Annotated in this window: 15 protein-coding genes; 12 read left to right on the top strand and 3 right to left on the bottom strand. The window is 62.7% G+C overall.

What is annotated here, in order from left to right:
• Positions 1 to 32 precede the first annotated feature (32 nt).
• From AB4N33_RS05285 to AB4N33_RS05260, 6 genes are all read left to right on the top strand, one after another.
• Positions 33 to 2,123: a TonB-dependent receptor family protein gene (locus AB4N33_RS05285; RefSeq protein WP_476456627.1), complete on the top strand. Its 2,091-nt coding sequence runs from the start codon at positions 33 to 35 to the stop codon at positions 2,121 to 2,123.
• Positions 2,124 to 2,136: 13 nt separating this feature from the next.
• Positions 2,137 to 2,637 carry a cupin domain-containing protein gene (locus AB4N33_RS05280; RefSeq protein WP_460141548.1) on the top strand — a complete coding sequence of 167 codons (501 nt, stop codon included), beginning with the start codon at positions 2,137 to 2,139 and terminating at the stop codon, positions 2,635 to 2,637.
• 3 nt (positions 2,638 to 2,640) lie between these two features.
• A complete protein-coding gene (locus AB4N33_RS05275; protein ID WP_476456626.1) occupies positions 2,641 to 3,357 on the top strand; it encodes a glutathione S-transferase family protein in 717 nt (238 codons plus the stop codon).
• Positions 3,358 to 3,457: 100 nt separating this feature from the next.
• Positions 3,458 to 4,048: a TetR/AcrR family transcriptional regulator gene (locus AB4N33_RS05270; RefSeq protein WP_476456625.1), complete on the top strand. Its 591-nt coding sequence runs from the start codon at positions 3,458 to 3,460 to the stop codon at positions 4,046 to 4,048.
• Between the two features lie 90 nt (positions 4,049 to 4,138).
• Positions 4,139 to 4,840, top strand: a complete 702-nt coding sequence (locus AB4N33_RS05265; RefSeq protein WP_460141545.1) for a cysteine hydrolase family protein — start codon at positions 4,139 to 4,141, stop codon at positions 4,838 to 4,840.
• Positions 4,841 to 4,895: 55 nt separating this feature from the next.
• Complete coding sequence (locus tag AB4N33_RS05260) at positions 4,896 to 5,117, top strand: DUF2798 domain-containing protein (RefSeq protein ID WP_460141544.1); 222 nt, start codon at positions 4,896 to 4,898, stop codon at positions 5,115 to 5,117.
• 6 nt (positions 5,118 to 5,123) lie between these two features.
• Here AB4N33_RS05260 and AB4N33_RS05255 read toward each other — a convergent pair whose 3' ends face one another.
• Positions 5,124 to 5,273 (bottom strand): hypothetical protein, encoded by a 150-nt coding sequence (locus tag AB4N33_RS05255; RefSeq protein WP_460123934.1) that lies wholly within the window; start codon positions 5,271 to 5,273, stop codon positions 5,124 to 5,126.
• A 130-nt stretch (positions 5,274 to 5,403) separates the two neighbouring features.
• Positions 5,404 to 5,733, bottom strand: a complete 330-nt coding sequence (locus AB4N33_RS05250) for a helix-turn-helix domain-containing protein (RefSeq protein WP_476456624.1) — start codon at positions 5,731 to 5,733, stop codon at positions 5,404 to 5,406.
• Positions 5,734 to 5,903: 170 nt separating this feature from the next.
• On the opposite strand from AB4N33_RS05250, the gene AB4N33_RS05245 reads away from it, so the two are divergent.
• The 3 genes from AB4N33_RS05245 to AB4N33_RS05235 all read left to right on the top strand — a co-directional run bounded on the left by AB4N33_RS05245 (position 5,904) and on the right by AB4N33_RS05235 (position 10,175).
• A complete protein-coding gene (locus AB4N33_RS05245) occupies positions 5,904 to 6,578 on the top strand; it encodes a class II aldolase/adducin family protein (protein WP_460123931.1) in 675 nt (224 codons plus the stop codon).
• Positions 6,579 to 6,846: 268 nt separating this feature from the next.
• Positions 6,847 to 9,069 (top strand): TonB-dependent receptor, encoded by a 2,223-nt coding sequence (locus tag AB4N33_RS05240; RefSeq protein ID WP_460123928.1) that lies wholly within the window; start codon positions 6,847 to 6,849, stop codon positions 9,067 to 9,069.
• A 50-nt stretch (positions 9,070 to 9,119) separates the two neighbouring features.
• Entirely contained in the window at positions 9,120 to 10,175 is a 1,056-nt protein-coding gene (locus AB4N33_RS05235) for an ABC transporter substrate-binding protein (RefSeq protein ID WP_476456623.1), read from the top strand.
• Positions 10,176 to 10,259: 84 nt separating this feature from the next.
• Here AB4N33_RS05235 and AB4N33_RS05230 read toward each other — a convergent pair whose 3' ends face one another.
• Entirely contained in the window at positions 10,260 to 10,994 is a 735-nt protein-coding gene (locus AB4N33_RS05230; RefSeq protein WP_476456622.1) for a class II aldolase/adducin family protein, read from the bottom strand.
• A 350-nt stretch (positions 10,995 to 11,344) separates the two neighbouring features.
• On the opposite strand from AB4N33_RS05230, the gene AB4N33_RS05225 reads away from it, so the two are divergent.
• From AB4N33_RS05225 to AB4N33_RS05215, 3 genes are all read left to right on the top strand, one after another.
• Positions 11,345 to 12,514 carry an LLM class flavin-dependent oxidoreductase gene (locus AB4N33_RS05225; protein WP_476456621.1) on the top strand — a complete coding sequence of 390 codons (1,170 nt, stop codon included), beginning with the start codon at positions 11,345 to 11,347 and terminating at the stop codon, positions 12,512 to 12,514.
• An 86-nt stretch (positions 12,515 to 12,600) separates the two neighbouring features.
• Positions 12,601 to 14,382, top strand: a complete 1,782-nt coding sequence (locus tag AB4N33_RS05220; RefSeq protein ID WP_476456620.1) for an ABC transporter ATP-binding protein — start codon at positions 12,601 to 12,603, stop codon at positions 14,380 to 14,382.
• Complete coding sequence (locus AB4N33_RS05215; RefSeq protein ID WP_476456619.1) at positions 14,375 to 16,228, top strand: ABC transporter ATP-binding protein; 1,854 nt, start codon at positions 14,375 to 14,377, stop codon at positions 16,226 to 16,228. The genes AB4N33_RS05220 and AB4N33_RS05215 overlap by 8 nt, the downstream gene beginning before the upstream one ends.
• The last annotated feature ends 87 nt before the right edge of the window (positions 16,229 to 16,315 follow it).

Below are 16,315 nucleotides of genomic sequence, written 5' to 3'. Positions count from 1 at the left end.
ACCCCCAATCTGCTCGCTATCGAGAGAACAGCATGACCGATTACTTCCCCCGCGCGACGGCCATGGTCGCCGCGCTAGGCTTCGCTTTGCCCGTCGGTTACTCCCAGGCCGACGACAGCGTGGTCAATCTGCCCGTCATCGACATCACAGGCCGCGCACAACCCCGTGACGTGCTGGCCCCGAGCGCCGAACAGGAAATGGCCCGCCTGGCCACTGTGCCCGGCGGCACCAATTTCGCCCAGCCGAATCGCGAAACCCGGCTCGGCAGCCTGCGTGACGCCCTCGGCTACCAGCCGGGGATCGTCATCCAGGATTTCTCCGGCGGCATCGACCAGCCGCGATTCAACATCCGCGGCTCGGGCATCCAGAGCAACCCGATCAGCCGTGGCGTGCTGTTGCTGGAGGACGGCCTGCCGGTCAACGACGCCGACGGTTCATTCATCATCGGCTTGCTCGAGCCGCGCAACAGCGCGTGGGTCAGCGCCCTGCGCGGTGGCAATGCTCAGAACCCGGCCGCTTCGGCACTGGGTGGCGAAGTCAATTTCCGCACCCTCACCGGCCGCGATGAAAACGGTGCACTGCGCCTGGAAGGTGGCAGCTTCGGTCGCCTGGGCTGGCAAGCCGCACTGGGTGGCGCCCAGGACCAACTGGACGGCCGCATCAGCGTCACCGGTGACGACTACGACGGCTTCCGCCATCACTCGCAGTCGCAACGCCGAACGTTCAGTAGCAACGTCGGCCTGCGCACCGACAGCGGTTTCGAGAACCGCACCTACCTGTCCTGGGCCGACCTGGATTTCGACATTCCATTCGTGGTGCCCGGCAGCCGTATCGACAGCGATCCGGACCGCGTCATGGGCGATGGCAACACGCCGCAGGACCGCCAGTTGAACGTGTATGCCCGCGACCCCAGCCGCCATATCGAACGCTCACGCCTGGTCAACCGCAGCAGTTGGACCCAGGGCGAGCTGAACCACACACTCGGCGTCTACTACCAGACCACCAACGACGGTTTCAAAAACCTGTTGGTCGATACCCCGAGTAAAACCGATACCGTCGGTGCGCAATGGGCACTGGATGGCAGCGTCGGGGACCTCGACTACCGCTTCGCCACCGGCGTGGACCACAGCGATATCGACCGTTCGTTCTACGCCGTTTCGCCGGTCAATGGCTCGCGCCTGAGCCACTTTGGCGACTATGAGCTGCAAGCCCGCAACCTGTTTTCCAACCTCGAACTGACCTGGAACATCGACGCCGAGTGGTCGCTGCTGGCCGGCTTGCGCTACACCGACAGCCAGCGGGATGCCAAGGAAAAAAACACGGGCAATCGGCTGGACCAGGATTGGGACTGGCTGGCGCCCAAGATTGGCGTCAACTGGCGGCCCAACGAGCAAATCCGCTGGTACGCCACGCTCAGCACCCAACGGGAAGTGCCGACGTTCTGGGAAATCGTCACCAGCGAGGTCAATGCCGCCAACGCGAACACCACCAGCACCGACCTGCTCAAGTTGCGCGCGCAAAAAGCCCGCACCTTCGAGGTCGGTGTGCAAGGCAACGTGCATCCGCTATTGAACTGGGACATCACGGTCTACCGCTCGGAGATTGAAGACGAACTGATCGCCACCACCGATGCCTCGGGGGTTCGTACCGGCACTTACAACTACGCCGATCGCACGCGTCATCAGGGCGTGGAGCTGGGCCTGCATGGCAACGACGACCATTACAGCTACCGACTGGCCTGGACATACAGCGACTTCCGGTTCGTCGATGGCGATCTGGACGGCAATCGCATCGCCGGTGTGCCGCGCCACATGGTCAACGCCGAAGTGATGCGCAAGTTCGGCCGCTGGCAGGTGGGTGGCAACGTCTACTGGTTGCCCGATGGCTCCCCGGTGGACCACGTCAATACGCCGGGCCTGGAGCAAAACAGCTACGCCCTGTTCGGCCTCAAGGCGATTTATGAAATGGACGATCACTGGACCTTCAACCTGCAAGGCGACAACCTCGGCGACCGTCGCTACGCCAGCTCCTATGTCACCCGTTTGCAGGCCACCGCCGCGCAACCAACGTTCACCGCCGGTAACGGACGCAGCGTTGGCGCTGGCGTGTCGTATCGCTTCTGACCTGGAGTGCCCCATGACTCAATCAATGCTTCACGATGCTTCGGCGAGCTGGCAACGCCCGGCCGGGATGTCCCTGACCGAGTGGATGAACAGCCGCGTGGCCCTGCGTGACGAGCGTCATGCCGACTGGCAGACCTTCGCCCACCAGGCCCGCAAGCAGCCGGAATACGCCCGCGCGCAGATCCGTTATATCGCTGCGGGCAACCAGCCGGGCGCAGTCACGCCGGGCAATTTCGTCTTCCTCAACGTGGTCCTGCCGCCGGGCCACAGCAGCCCGTCGCATCGCCACGAAGACGCCGAGGAGGTGTTCTTCATTCTCCAGGGCCGGGTCAAGATCATCGTGCGCAGTGGCGAGGAAACGTTTGAACAGGTGCTCGGCCCTTGGGATTTGTTCTCCGTGCCGCCCGGTCTCTACCGCCAGGAAATCAATGTCGGCGCCCATGACGCCGTGATGTGCGTCGTGCTCGGCACCCACCAGCCCCTTCCCCCTGTCATGCAATCCAGCGAGGTATAACTCATGTCGCAACACACCGATTTCACGTTATACGGCGCCGGCAGTTCCACGGTCATGAAAGTGGCGTTGATGCTTGAGGAACTCGGCTTCGCTTACCGTTTCGAGCACGTCCATATCTTTCGTGGCGATCAGTTCAGCCCTGCGTTCCTTGAACTCAATCCCAACGGTCGCGTACCGGTGCTGATGGATCATTGTCATGGCAGAACCTTGTTCGAGTCCGGGGCGATCCTGATTTACCTGGCCGAGCAATCGGGTCGATTTCTGCCACCGACCGGTGATGCGCGCTACGAGGTACTGCAATGGCTGATGCTGGAAGTCAGCGGCCTGAGCCCGACCTTTGGCCAGCATCTGCACTTCACGCGTTTCGAACCACAGGCCAGTGATTACGCCCGCGAACGCTACACCAGCCAGGCGATCCGCCTGATGGATGTCTTTGAGCAACGCTTGCAGCAACGCGAATTCCTCTGCGCCGATCAATACAGCATTGCCGACATGGCCGCCTTTGCCTGGCTGGTACGTTTGGATGGCTTGCAGTTGCCCAGCGCTGGCCGACCCAACCTCGCCCGCTGGTGCGCCACCATTGCCGCGCGCCCGGCAGCGAGGCGCATGGAGCAACTGGCGCGCAATGTTCGCGAGGAAGCCGCGCAGCACCGCAGTCAGGCAAGCGCCGATGACCTGGATCACCTGTTCGGGCGCGGACAGTACCTGCGTAGTCGCTGATGGCTCGACCGGTCGCTGCAGATTTTTGCAGCGACCGGTTGACGATTAATAGATGACCAGTTAGTTTATTAAAACTCTCTCACCACTGGATGTCTCCGCCATGGCTCGCCCGGTCAACCTTGAAGTCAGAACCCGTTTGCTGTCGATTGGCCGCCAGGTGGTTCACGACCGTGGCTTCAACGGCTGTGGCGTCCAGGACATCACCGCCGCCGCCGAGATTCCCAAGGGCTCTTTCTACAACTACTTCGCCAGCAAGGAAGACTTCGCGGCCGAGATCCTCGAGGAATACTGGACCTCGATCGAAACCCGCCATGGGCCGATCTTCTACGACGCCCGGGTCAAGCCGCTGGAGCGCATCAGCCAATTCTTCCAGGCCTTGGTGCATGAGCACGGCGAGCATGAATTCAGTCTGGGCTGCCTGATCGGCAACCTGTCCCTGGAAATGTCCAATGGCAGCGAACAAACCCGCAAGCGTCTGGCCGACGTGCTGGCGCGCTGGGAAGGTTTGCTCGCCAGCTGCCTGCGTGAAGCGCAACAGCGCCGCGAACTGCCTGAAACCTGTAACGCCGAAGAGTTGGCGGCCATCATGGTAGAGGGCTGGGAAGGCGCAGTCATGCGCGGCAAGGTCCTGCGAAACGGTGCACCCCTGCAGCGTTTCGTATCGATGGTTTTGCCTCGGCTATGGGAGTGAGTTTTTTTGCTCACTTAGTAAGCCGACTGGTCATTTATATAAAGCAACATCCACGTCTCATCCACGCAAGAACCCAAGAGGTAAACCGTCATGAGCCATCTGTACGCCGACCCCGCTGAACCCGCACTGCCTGGCACTGGTTTCAAGCTCGACCTGAGCAAAGCCGCCCTGGTGGTCATCGACCCGCAGAACGACTTCCTCAGCCCTACCGGCGCCAGTTGGGCGGTGTTCGGTGACAGCATCGTCGAGAACAACACCGTCGAGAACCTTGAAAAGTTGTTCAAGGCTTTCAAGGCGCAGAAACTGCCCGTCGCCGTGTCGCCGCATTATTACTACCCGCACGACCATGACTGGCATTTCGGCGGACCGCTGGAAAAGGTCATGCACAGCATCTGCATGTTCGACCGCAAAGGACCAAACACCCTGGAAAATTTCGAAGGCTCCGGCGCGGATTTCCTAGAGGCTTACAAGCCTTACATCCTTGATGGCGAGACCATCATCGCCTCGCCGCACAAGGTCTACGGCCCGGAGACCAACGACCTGGCGCTGCAATTGCGCAAGAAAGGCGTGTCGCAGATCATCCTCGCCGGCATGGCTGCCAACCTGTGTGTGGAATCACACCTGCGTGAACTGCTCGAACAGGGTTTTGAGATTGTCGTGGTCCGCGACGCCACCGCCGGCCCACGCCTGCCGGATGGCGATGGCTACCTGTCGGCCATCATCAACTACCGCTTCCTGGCTCACGGGCTGTGGACCACCGAAGAGACCATCGCGAAACTGCAACCGGCTTGACCGTCCCCGAGCGGCCGGGCATCGCGCCCCGCCGCTCTTTCTCGAGAACACTCCGATGAAAATCCCCGCCCGTTATGAGCATTTCGTTTTCGGCGTCGTTCAATCCGGCCTGACGTGCGCGGTCGCGGCCGCCATCGCCACCACTCCCCATGCGTTCGACCTCGTCTTTGCCACCCGTTGGTTGAACGCGTGGGTGCTGTCGTGGGTGATGATGCTGCCGGTGGTGGTGCTGGCGGCGCCGGCGATTCGGCGGGTGGTGCGGCGGATGATTGGCTGAATGGCGTTACTTGCCTTCGTCAGCCTTTCCTTCCTGCATTTGCACGGAAGACTTGCTGCCGTCGGTGTTGTCCTTGGTGGTGTTGTTCGAACTGTCGAAGCAACCGTGCAGCGCGAACAGGCTGCATAGCAGCAGGGACATACGGATCGTGTTCATCATGATTTCCTCCACATTGGTCATTCATCTGTGTGGAAGGAAGACAGTGCGTTCAACACACCTGATGAGCGGTCCATGTCACTTATATTGCCTGACACGCCGCAATCGCGACGCTTCGACAAGCTCATTCCTACAGAGCGCCGGTGCGGCGATATCGGCCGGGGGATGTACCGTGAACGCGACGGAAGGCCACGCCAAATGCGGCGTCGGATAAATAGCCCAGCGAAGCGGCTACCGCCGAGACGCTCTCACTGCCCTGCTGCAAACGCGACGCGGCCACGCGCATGCGCCAGTGTGCGGCATATTCAACAGGCGCTTGCCCCACCTGCGCCTTGAACCTTGCGGCAAGGGTGTGGCGCAGTGGGCTGCCGATCCGGAGCTGGCTGAGCGTCTTTGGAAAGTCTCCCGGGAGTGGACGGCGATGGATCTGCGCTAACTGACGGCCAGACTGCTTATTCACTGCTGCTCATCCAGCACATTGACATCGGCCGTCGCCCGCCACCCAACGCGTCGCTCGGCCGCGCCCTTGCTGGCCGGCCTCACCCACCCTAATTACCCTCATGGCACGCCCTGTGCTCTCCCGGATGACGTGCCACGTGATCGCACCGACATCCCCCCAGGAGAACCCACATGTCTGCCCTTGAACCCACCGCCGATATCGACCTGCTCGCCTACATCGAACAGGCCCGCCTCGATGCCGTTCACGCCTTCGACACCCTGCGCAGCAATGGCACGTTGTCAGCGAGCCTGACGTTCCACATTTCCCAGCGAATCCCCGGTACCGACCGCTTGCTGGGCATCCGCTTCCCCGGCGGCCTGGCCCGCGATCAGGCGCCGAAAATCACCCTGAGCGCCTTCGCCGATCACCCGGATTCGTTGCTCAATGAACCCCGCTTGCAAGCCGACACCCTGATCCACGTGCACACCGCGTGGCTGTCGGCCTGGTCCCTGGCACACAAGCCGTTCCCGATTCTCTATGTCGCCGCGGCGCGGCACCTGCTCGCGCGCGAAATCCCCAACCACCTGGAGCGCACGCGCAGCGCGTTGTCGGTGATTCGCGAGCGCCTGGACAATCACCCGCAGCTGGCTCCCCCGCCGGCCCTGCTGGAATCCAACGGCGGTGCCAACTTCTGGGGCCAGGGAATCCTCAAGACCTCGGAGATCATCCTGTTCGTCGAAGAGGCCGCGCGGTATCAGGCCATTGCCGAACAATTGGGGGGTGCCCAGGTGTACACGCCCGGCGCGCTGGAACTGCAATGGCAACGCACCGGTTTGCTCGAACGCTCCAAAGCCTATAGCGGTTGAACCCTCCCACTGAAGACACGGGTGCTGCTCCAGCAGCACCCGCGCAGCAGGTGCGTGCAGACCAGCAGCCTGACAGCCCACGATCCGCCAACATCTCAACCAGGTTGATTTTTTATCCTTTAATTTCAATAAGATAGAATTAATTTCGACGTTCTCCATTTTCGGTACGGTTGTTGCGATAGCCCCTGCAAACGGGCTGCTACACAGACCCGATGTCCGCCTTGCGAGAGTCTTGAAACTCTCTTCCGAAGCCGTAATGGGGAGCACTATGTTCAAACGCACACGTATATCCATCGCCGTCGCTGTCAGCCTGGGGAGCCTCTGCATCAACAGCAGCTACGCCGATGAAAACCTTGACTCGAGCGCAGCCACCAACACCGGCTCGACACTGGAAAAAGTCACGGTCACCGCACAGAAGCGCGAAGAAACCGTGCAGGACGTGCCTTCGTCGATCTCGGTGCTCAGCGGTGACAAAATCCGCGAGGCCTCGCTCAATTCGGCCAACGAAATCACCCGCTACATTCCCAACGCCTCGGCCGGTACCGTCGATGGCCATGGCCGGCCGCGCTGGTGGATCCGTGGCCTGGGCACCGGTGACCAGGGCGCCAACACCGTGAGCCCGGTGGGCATCTACATGGATGACGTGTACATCTCCAACATCAGCGCCACCGGGTTCCCGCTGTTCGACCTGGACCGTGTCGAAGTGCTGCGCGGTCCGCAGGGCACCTTGTGGGGCAAGAACACCACGGGCGGCGCGATCAACTTCATCTCGAAAAAACCGACCTTCAAGGATGACGGCTACTACAAGCTCGACGTCGGCAACTATGCCAGCCGCGCCGTCGAAGGCGCGGTGGGCGGTGCACTGGTCGACGACAAGCTGGCGGCCCGCGTGGCGATCCGTCACCAGGCCAACGACGGCTACAACGAGAACAAGGCCAACGGCAACGACCGTGGCGCTCTGGAAGACGATGCGATCCGCCTGCAATTTCTCGCCGTGCTGTCGGACGACCTGGAGGCCAACGTCAACTTCCACAGCCGTCGCTACCATGACACCGGCAGCTCCAGTTCCGTCAACTACGGTATCGGGCCGAACGGCAACAACCAGTTCGGCTATCACGTGGACCCCAAGCAAGGCGATGTGTACTACAACGCCAAGAACACCGCGAACATCGAGCAGGACGGCGGCAATCTCAACCTGATCTGGCAGTTGGGCGACCTGCAACTGACCTCCATCACCGCCTTCGAATCGTTCGAGCGTGATGCCCTCAGCGACAGCGATAACACGCCACTGGAATTGCAACGCGGCTACGCCTACGCCAACAGCAAGCAGTTCTCCCAGGAACTGCGCCTGGCCTCACCCAGCACCGACCGGCTGAACTGGGTGGCGGGCCTGCACTACTTCAACGAAGACCTCGACGCCAAGAGCGCCAACGGCACGCTGACCAACACCTACGTCAACCGCAGCTACAACCGCGTGGCCTACGACCAGAAAACTGAAAGCTACGCGCTGTTCGGCAGCGTGACCTACAACTTCACCGATGACTTCAGCCTGACCGGTGGCCTGCGCTGGACCCGTGAACGCAAGTCCATCGACCTCAACCGCGTGGCCAACATTGGCCAGGCCAGTTTCGGCGGCGGCGATTGGTGGAAACCGGAAAACATCACCTCACCCCTGGGCATCACCGCTGTGCAGGACGAAAGCAACACCTGGAGCGACTGGACCTACGACCTGACCCCGCAATACAGGCTGTCGGATAACGCCCGGGTGTACTTCAAGTACTCCAAGGGCTTTCGTTCCGGCGGCTACAACGCCGGGGTGACCACGCAATCGACCGTCGCCACGGTGGACCCGGAATACCTCACCGCCTACGAACTGGGTCTGAAGTCCGAGTGGTTCGACGGCCGCCTGAACGCCAATGCCAGCCTGTTCTACTACGACTACGAAGACATCCAGTTGAACATCGTGTCGGCGATCAACAACCAGACCGTGTCGCGCCTGGCCAACGGCGCACAGGGCGAAGCCTATGGCGCCGAGTTCGAGCTGGAAGCCATCCCGCTGGAAAACCTGCACGTCAACTTCGGCCTGGGGCTGTTGCACACCGAGTTCACCGACTACACCTCGGGGCCCAACGATTATTCGGGCAACAAATTCGTGCGTGCACCGAACGTCTCGGCGGTGATCGGCGCCGACTACCGCATTCCATTGAATGTCGGAGGCGCTGTCGTCGTAGGCACCGACTGGGACACCCGTAGCCGCCAGTACTACTTCACCAACGACCAGAGCCAGAACATGCGCAGCGGTGGCTACACCCTGGGTAATGCGCGGGTCACCTATGAATTGCCAGGCGGCAAGACCGAGGTCACTGGATACGTGCACAACCTCACCGACAAGGAATATCGCAGCCACACCTTGCCCGGCGGCTTCCAGAGCGCCGGGGTGATGTTTGGCGACCCGCGCACCTTCGGCGTTTCGCTGACCAGCCGCTTCTGATCAACCGCGGTGGCAGGCCTTGCCCGCCACCGCCCCACAGGGCAGACCCCATGAAACTATTACGTCTACTTCCGTCCCGGCTGCTGCTCTCTGCGACCTTGACGCTGGGTCTCGTCGCCAGCCAGTCGGGCTTCGCCGCCGCGCCGCTGAAAACCGTGCGCATCGCCACCGTAGCCTACTCAAACGCCGGCAAGATCACCTTCAACGGCCCGACCTACCTGATGGACAAGGACCCCTGGCTCAAGGAACAGCTGGCCAAGCGCGGCATCGAGCTGCAATGGGTGCCGGCCGCCACCGCCTCGGTGGGCACCTTCGTCAACGAAGAGTTTGCCAACAAGCGCATCGACTTCGCCTTCTACGGCGACCTGCCGAGCATCATCCTCAACGCTTCCGGCGTGTCGACCAAACTGATCGCCGCCGGCGGCACCGGCAATAATGTGTACCTGGTGGTGCCGCCGGACTCCACTGCAAAGTCGATCGACGACCTCAAGGGCAAGCGCGTGGCCTTGCATCGCGGTCGGCCGTGGGAGCTGTCGTTTGCCAAGCTGTTGGAATCGCGCAAGCTCACCTTCGATGACTTTCGCATGTTCAACCTCAACCCGCAGGCCGGCGGTGCCGCGTTGAGCGCCGGGCGGATCGACGGCTTCTTCACCCTGAGCGACGCCTACCTGCTGGAAGACAAGCAAGTCGGCAAGATCATCTGGTCGAGCAAGCAGGCGCCGGCCGACTGGAAGATGCGTGCTGAACTGTTCGGCGCCAGCGATTTCGTCGCCGAGCAGCCGGAAGTCACGCAACTGGTGGTGGATGCCTATCTGAAGGCCCTGCAATGGGCGGCGCAGGAACAGCACAAGGCCGAATACATCGAGTTGCTCTCGCAGTCGGGCCAGCCACAGAGCATGTTGCTGCGCGAAGTGGACGGCGAGCCCTGGAAGGACCATTTCAGCCCGCTGATCGACACCACCCTGCGCCAGCACTACCAGGACGGCATCGCCTACAGCCTACAGGCCAAACTGATCCGCAAGGACGTCAAGGTCGATGACCTGCTCGACGACCGCTTTGTCGAACAGGGCCTGAAGAACCTCAACCTGCCGTCTGAATGGAAGTGAAAAACAAAGCCCCGCAACGGCGGGGCTGTTATTTCCTCACGCCAAACCCGTCATCCTGACGGGTATGGCCTGCTTGCTGAATCCTCAGGCGGCGTTTTCCAGCAGCTTCTTGCCCTGCTCCCACAGCCCGGTCATGTTCCATTGCTGCTCCAGCACACCCGGTCCGAACTCCTTCGAGCCGCCCAGACCTTCGGCCAGGCCCTGGAACCAGGCGCCCTCTTCGATCAGCAGGATCAACTTGGACACCGCAACGATGCCTGCCCCCCAGAACGTCGCACCGCCATTAGCCTCCAGGATCGCCGGCAGATGAGGATCGCGCGCCAGGTTATCGAGGATGAAATCTGGCTCTGCCTGGCGGCGATCCACGTAGATCGGCAACTCACGGGCCAGGGTCACCCGTTGGGACGCGGCGTAGCGGATCGGCAACACCCGGTGGGCACTGGCCCAACCACCCAGCCACGGTGTATGCACATGGATCACCAGGTTGATGTCCGCGCGCTCGGCGAAGATCTTCGCGTAACGTCGGCCGTTGCCACCGGCCTTGCTGCCGCTGAGCGGGGAGGAACCGGGAACGGACTCGTCCAGGTACAACACACCGTCATGGTCCGCGACCACAGCACGGATCTCTTCGTCATCTGCCCATGGGCCAGGCGCATGCAGGGCAATCACAAGACGGCTGTCGGGCACGCGCAGATAAGCCTGGAAGGTGTTGGTGGCGGTCAGGGTGCGGGTATTTTTCAGCACACGGTAGGCCTTGGCAAAATCGCGCTTTGCCTGGTCCAGGTAGGTCAGTTGTTCGGCAGTCAACACGTGGGTCATGGCACAACACTCCAGCAGATCGATTGAGAATGCCGAACCTCAGTCCAGGCATAACGAACGCTAGAGCACTTCCTGTGCCAGTCTGCGACTGCTCTCCAAGCAGTTGTTTTCAAAGGATTTTATCGAATCCTCAAGAACGCCTCGAGGTGATCGCCGCGATCTTGCTGCATCACCAGCACGACTTGCTGCTGCGCTGCTGCTCCACCAGCAACCTGTCTGCCTGCCACCGGTCAATACCGCGCAAAGCCGCGGCGCACGGTGCCCCGAACCCTTGGCACAGCCGTTGCAATCATGCTCTTACCGCGGCGTTCGTACCGACCGGCCCGAGTATTGCGATTCAGGAGTTTTGCATGAGTACCGAATTTTTCTGGCGCCTGCCCCTGGGCAGTGACGGGCATCACCTGGCCACCGACAAGAACACCCGAGGCGCAGCGATTCATCGCCCGGGCAACATCGCCCCTGGCCGCCTGCCCAACGGCGAGCCGGATGGTTTCACCTACATCGACTACATCGCCCAGGTGGCCAAGGCTGCCGAGCTCGCGGGTTTCGAAGGCGCTCTGCTGCCCACCGGTCCGGAGCCCTGGATCGCCGCGGCGGCGCTGGCGCGTGAGACCCGCCGGATCAAGTTCCTGATCGCGTTCCAGGCCACCTGGACCCTGCCCGCCTACGCCGCCCAGCAAGCGGCCATCCTGCAGAACCTCAGCCATGGCCGCCTCGACTGGAACATCATCACCGGCGGTAACCCCGCCGCCCAACGCGCCAACGGCGACTTTCTGAGCCACGACCTGCGCTACAAGCGCACCGGCGAGTTTCTCGACATCATCCAGGGCCTGTGGGAGAACGAGACGTTCTCCTACCAGGGCGACATTTACCAACTGGAAAACGGTTCGCTGCCACGGGGCCTGACCCACGAGCGCAAGCCGAGCGTGTACTTCTCCGGGTTCTCCGACCCGGCGCTGGACGTCGCCGCCCGTCACGCCGATGTCTACCTGAACTGGGCCGAGCCGGTGGACAAACTCAAGCCGCACATCGAGCGGGTGCGCGAACTGGCCGACAAGCAGGGGCGTGAAGTGCGCTTCGGCATTCGTATCGATCTGTTCGCCCGCGAGACCGAAGAAGCCGCCTGGTCGGAACTGCGCCGCCAGTACGAGCGCATCGACGCTAAAACCAGCGAGTTCATCAAGGGCTTCGCCAGCGGCTCGGATTCGGTCGGGGCAGCACGCCAGACGGCTTACCACCAGAACAGCGAACGCTTCGAAGACCTGATCATCGGTCCCAACCTCTGGGCCGGTTTCGGCAAGGCCAAGCCAGGCCCGACCATTGGCCTGGTCGGCAGCCACGAGAACGTCGCTGAACGCCTGGCCGAATACCGCGATGCCGGCTTCTCGACCTTCATCCTGGCCGGCAACCCGCACCTGGAAGAAGCCCTGCGCATCGGCCAGGAAGTGCTGCCGCTGGTGCATCAGCGTCCCGTCGTAGACGCAACTGCTGAGGCGAGCCCGCTGAAGATCGCCGGCTGACCCACCGAACAGCCCCCTCCACCCTGCCCCGCACACACTCCGGTGTCTGCGGGGTTTTCACGATCCAGGCATCAAGAAGTGAACCCATGATCGAGCACTACCCTTTGCTGCGCAGTCTGCTGATCTATCGAGAAATGCCGCGGCGCTTCGCCCTCACCGCCTTGCTGTTCATCGTCGTCAGCGCTGGGCTGGCCGTCCAGCAATGGCTGGTGGGGCATGCCATGAACGAGGTCAACAACGGCCAGGCCGTTGTTCGCCTGGAGGACGGCAGCCTCGATACAAGTCGCGCGTGGCTGTGGTTCTGGCTGTTGCTCGGCGTGGCGCTGGTGCGCGGCGTGGCCCAGTACACCAGCGGCGTGCTGTCGCTGATCCTCAGTCAGGCCCTGCTCACCCGCCTGCGCGAACGCATCCTGCAACAGGTGCAGACCCTGCCGCTGGGTTATCACTGGGAGCACGGCATGGGCGAGATGATCAGCCGCACCACCCGCGATGCCGACAAGCTGCGCGATGCGCTGATCAGTTTCTGGCGGCAACTGGTGGAAACCCCCTTGATCCTGTTGGCCACGGTCGGCCTGCTGGCCTGGTACAACGCCTGGCTGGGCTTGGTGCCACTGTTGTTGACCGGGCTGGGGCTGTGGATCTTCGTGCGCCAGACCGAGCGCCTGCTGGTCCTCGACCGCGAAGTCGGGGCAGCCTACGACCGGGTCAACCAGGACCTCAGCGAAGGCATCGGCGGCGTGCGGGTGATCAAGTCGTTCGCCCTGGAGGCTCAGCGAATCGAGCGCTTCAGCCAACAGGTCGGCTTTTTTGCCGAGCAGGCGCGCCTGGCCCTGGCGTTTGCCAGTTCACGCATCCCGCTGCCTCAGGTGATCGTCGCCCTGAGCCATGTGTGGATCTTCGTCTATGGCGCCCTGCTGGTACGCGACGGTCACCTGGGCATTGGCGAATGGGTGACCTCGCTGCTGATCGCGACCACTCTGGTGTTTCGTATCGAAGGCATCGGCCGAGTGATGCAGGTGTTCGCCGACGCGCGCTCGTCGGCCGAGCGGATCTGGCAACTGCTCGATGCGCCGCACACTATCCAGGGCGGCAGCCAAGCGTTGTCGCCCCAGCCACTGGGGCTGCGTTTCGAACAAGTCACGGTGCACGCCCCCGGCGGCGGTCGCAGCATCCTGCACAACTGCAGCTTCACCCTGGAGCCCGGCGAGATCGTCGCCCTGGTGGGGGCCACGGGCGCCGGCAAGAGTCTGCTGGCCAGCCTGCTGCCGCGCCTGACCGATGCGCAACAGGGCGCGGTGTCGCTCGGTTCCGGCCGTGACGGCTGGCAGGACGTGCGCACGCTCGAGCTGGACGAACTGCGCAAACGCGTCCATGTGGTCCCCCAGGAAAGCTTTCTGTTTTCCGACACCCTGGCCGCCAACCTGCGCCTGGCTGCCCCGCACGCCAGTGACGACGAGCTGCGTCAGGGCCTGAGCCTGGCCGCCGCCGACGACGTCCTGGAACGGTTGCCCCATGGTCTGGACACCGCGCTGGGCGATCGTGGCGTCACCCTGTCCGGCGGTCAGCGCCAACGCCTCAACCTCGCCCGTGCCCTCTTGGCACGTCCCGACATCCTCTGCCTGGATGACGCCACCAGTGCGCTGGACGCCCTCACTGAGCGCCGGGTGATCCACAACATTCGCGGCCTGCACCAACACCAGGGGCAGACCACCACGCTGCTGATCGTCTCCAGCAAACTGTCGACCATCCTGCTCGCCGATCGTGTGCTGGTGCTCGCCGACGGGCACATCACCGACAGCGGAACACACGGCGAACTGGTTCGGCGCAACGCCTTCTATCGTGATCTGCTGGGGATCGAACATGGCTAATCCAATGCCTGGCAAGGCGCTGAGCGACATCGAAATCGAAGAGGCCCTGGCCAAGAAAGGCCTGGACCGCAGCATGTTCAGCCGCCTGCTGCCGCTGCTCGGCCCGGTGCGTTCGCGCATCCTCGCGGTGATCGGGCTGGAATTGCTGCTGGTGCTCGCAGTGTTCCTGCGCCCGTGGTTCGTCCGCGAGCTACTTGATCGCGGGCTGGTCCGGCAAGGCGATACGTGGCTGCTCGACCTGGCGTTGGTCGGCGTGTTGGGGCTGGGCCTGGCGTCCACCTGGGCTGCACGGTTCCTGCTGGCCGGGCTTTCGCAGTACATCGCCGGCAGCGCTGCGATCCGCGTGCTCAACGACCTGCGGGTGCGCGTGTTCAGCCATGTGCAGGCGCTGAGCATCGGTTACTTCGACCGGACCAAGGCCGGGCGGATCATTTCCCGCGCCGACCGCGACGTCGACAGCCTCGAAGCGTTGCTGATCCAGGGCCCGCCGGAACTGCTGGGCGCCCTGCTGCGCTGCAGTGTCGCCTCGATCATGTTGTGGCTGATCTCGCCGCTGTTTTTTATTGGAGTGGCCGGCATCGTGCCGTTGTTGTTCATCGCCACCTGGAGCTTCAAGCGCATCTCGCAACGCACCTGGGCCAGGGTCGCGGAAAACCGCAGCCGCTTCACCGCGCACCTGGTGGAAACCGTGGCCGGGGCGCGCATGATCCAGCAATGCGTGCAGCAGCAATCCAACAGCCTGCGCTATCGCCGCCTGCTCGAAGACTTCAACGACGCTCTGATCGGCGGCAACCTGCGCTCCGGTTGGTTTGCACCGTTTACCGGGCTGCTCGCGGCTCTGGGCATGGCGGTGTTGCTGATACTCGGCGCCCATGGCCTGGCCAACCAGCAACTCACCGTCGGGCAAGTGGCCGAGAGCCTGTTCTACGTGATGCTGTTCCTCGGCCCCTTGCAGGAACTGTCTGATCTGTTCGAACGTTACGCCACCGGTTCAGCCTCGGCCCAGCGGATTTTCCTGTTGCTCGATACCCAGCCGGAAATCGTCGATAGCCGCACCCCCACTGCATTGGAAAAAGCCCGTGGCGCGGTGAACTTCGAGCACGTCACCTTCGCCTACCTGCCCGGCGCATCGGCGGTCATCAAGGATTTCAGCCTGCGCATTGCCGCCGGTGAAGTGTTGGCGCTTGTCGGCCCGTCCGGGCATGGCAAGAGCACGCTGGTGCAACTGCTCACGCGTTTCTACGAAGTGCAACATGGCGTGGTGACGCTCGACGGCATCGACATCCGCCATCTGACACAACAGCAATTACGCCGCAATGTCGGCGTTGTCCTTCAGGACAACGTGCTTTTCAGTGGCACGATCCTCGACAACCTGCGCCTGGCCCGTCCGGGGGCCAGCGACGCGCAACTGATCGAAGCCGCGCAGGCCCTGGGGGCCGATGAAGTGCTGGAGCGCCTGCCCCAGGCCTACCACACCGAAGTCGGCGCACTGGGCGCGCACTTGAGCCATGGCCAGCGGCAACTGGTGTGCCTGACCCGCGCGTTCCTCGCCGACCCCGCAGTGCTGGTGCTCGACGAGGCGACCTCGGCCGTCGACATCCATACCGAGCGGCGCATCCAGAAAGCCCTGTGGCGCCTCTGTGAAGGTCGTACGGCGATCATCATCGCCCATCGCCTGGCGACCATTCGCGACGCCGACCGTATAGGCGTGGTGCGCAATGGCGAGCTGATCGAACTGGGCAATCACACCGCGCTGCTCAGCCAGGGCGGGGCGTACGCCGCGCTGTATCGCACCTACGAACACAACGAGTACACGCCCGCCGCGCTGCAACCGACCAGCGCCTGAAGTGCTGCTGATCACCCACCGACCTTGCTGATCGATTGCTGCTACAGCAGCAATTGAGCCTCCCAGCCTTCACGCCCCTTCCGGCAA

This window comes from Pseudomonas sp. S1_E05, assembly GCF_056337105.1.
The sequence above is the reverse complement of the archived record's forward strand: the minus strand, read 5'-3'. Positions and strand labels throughout refer to the sequence as shown.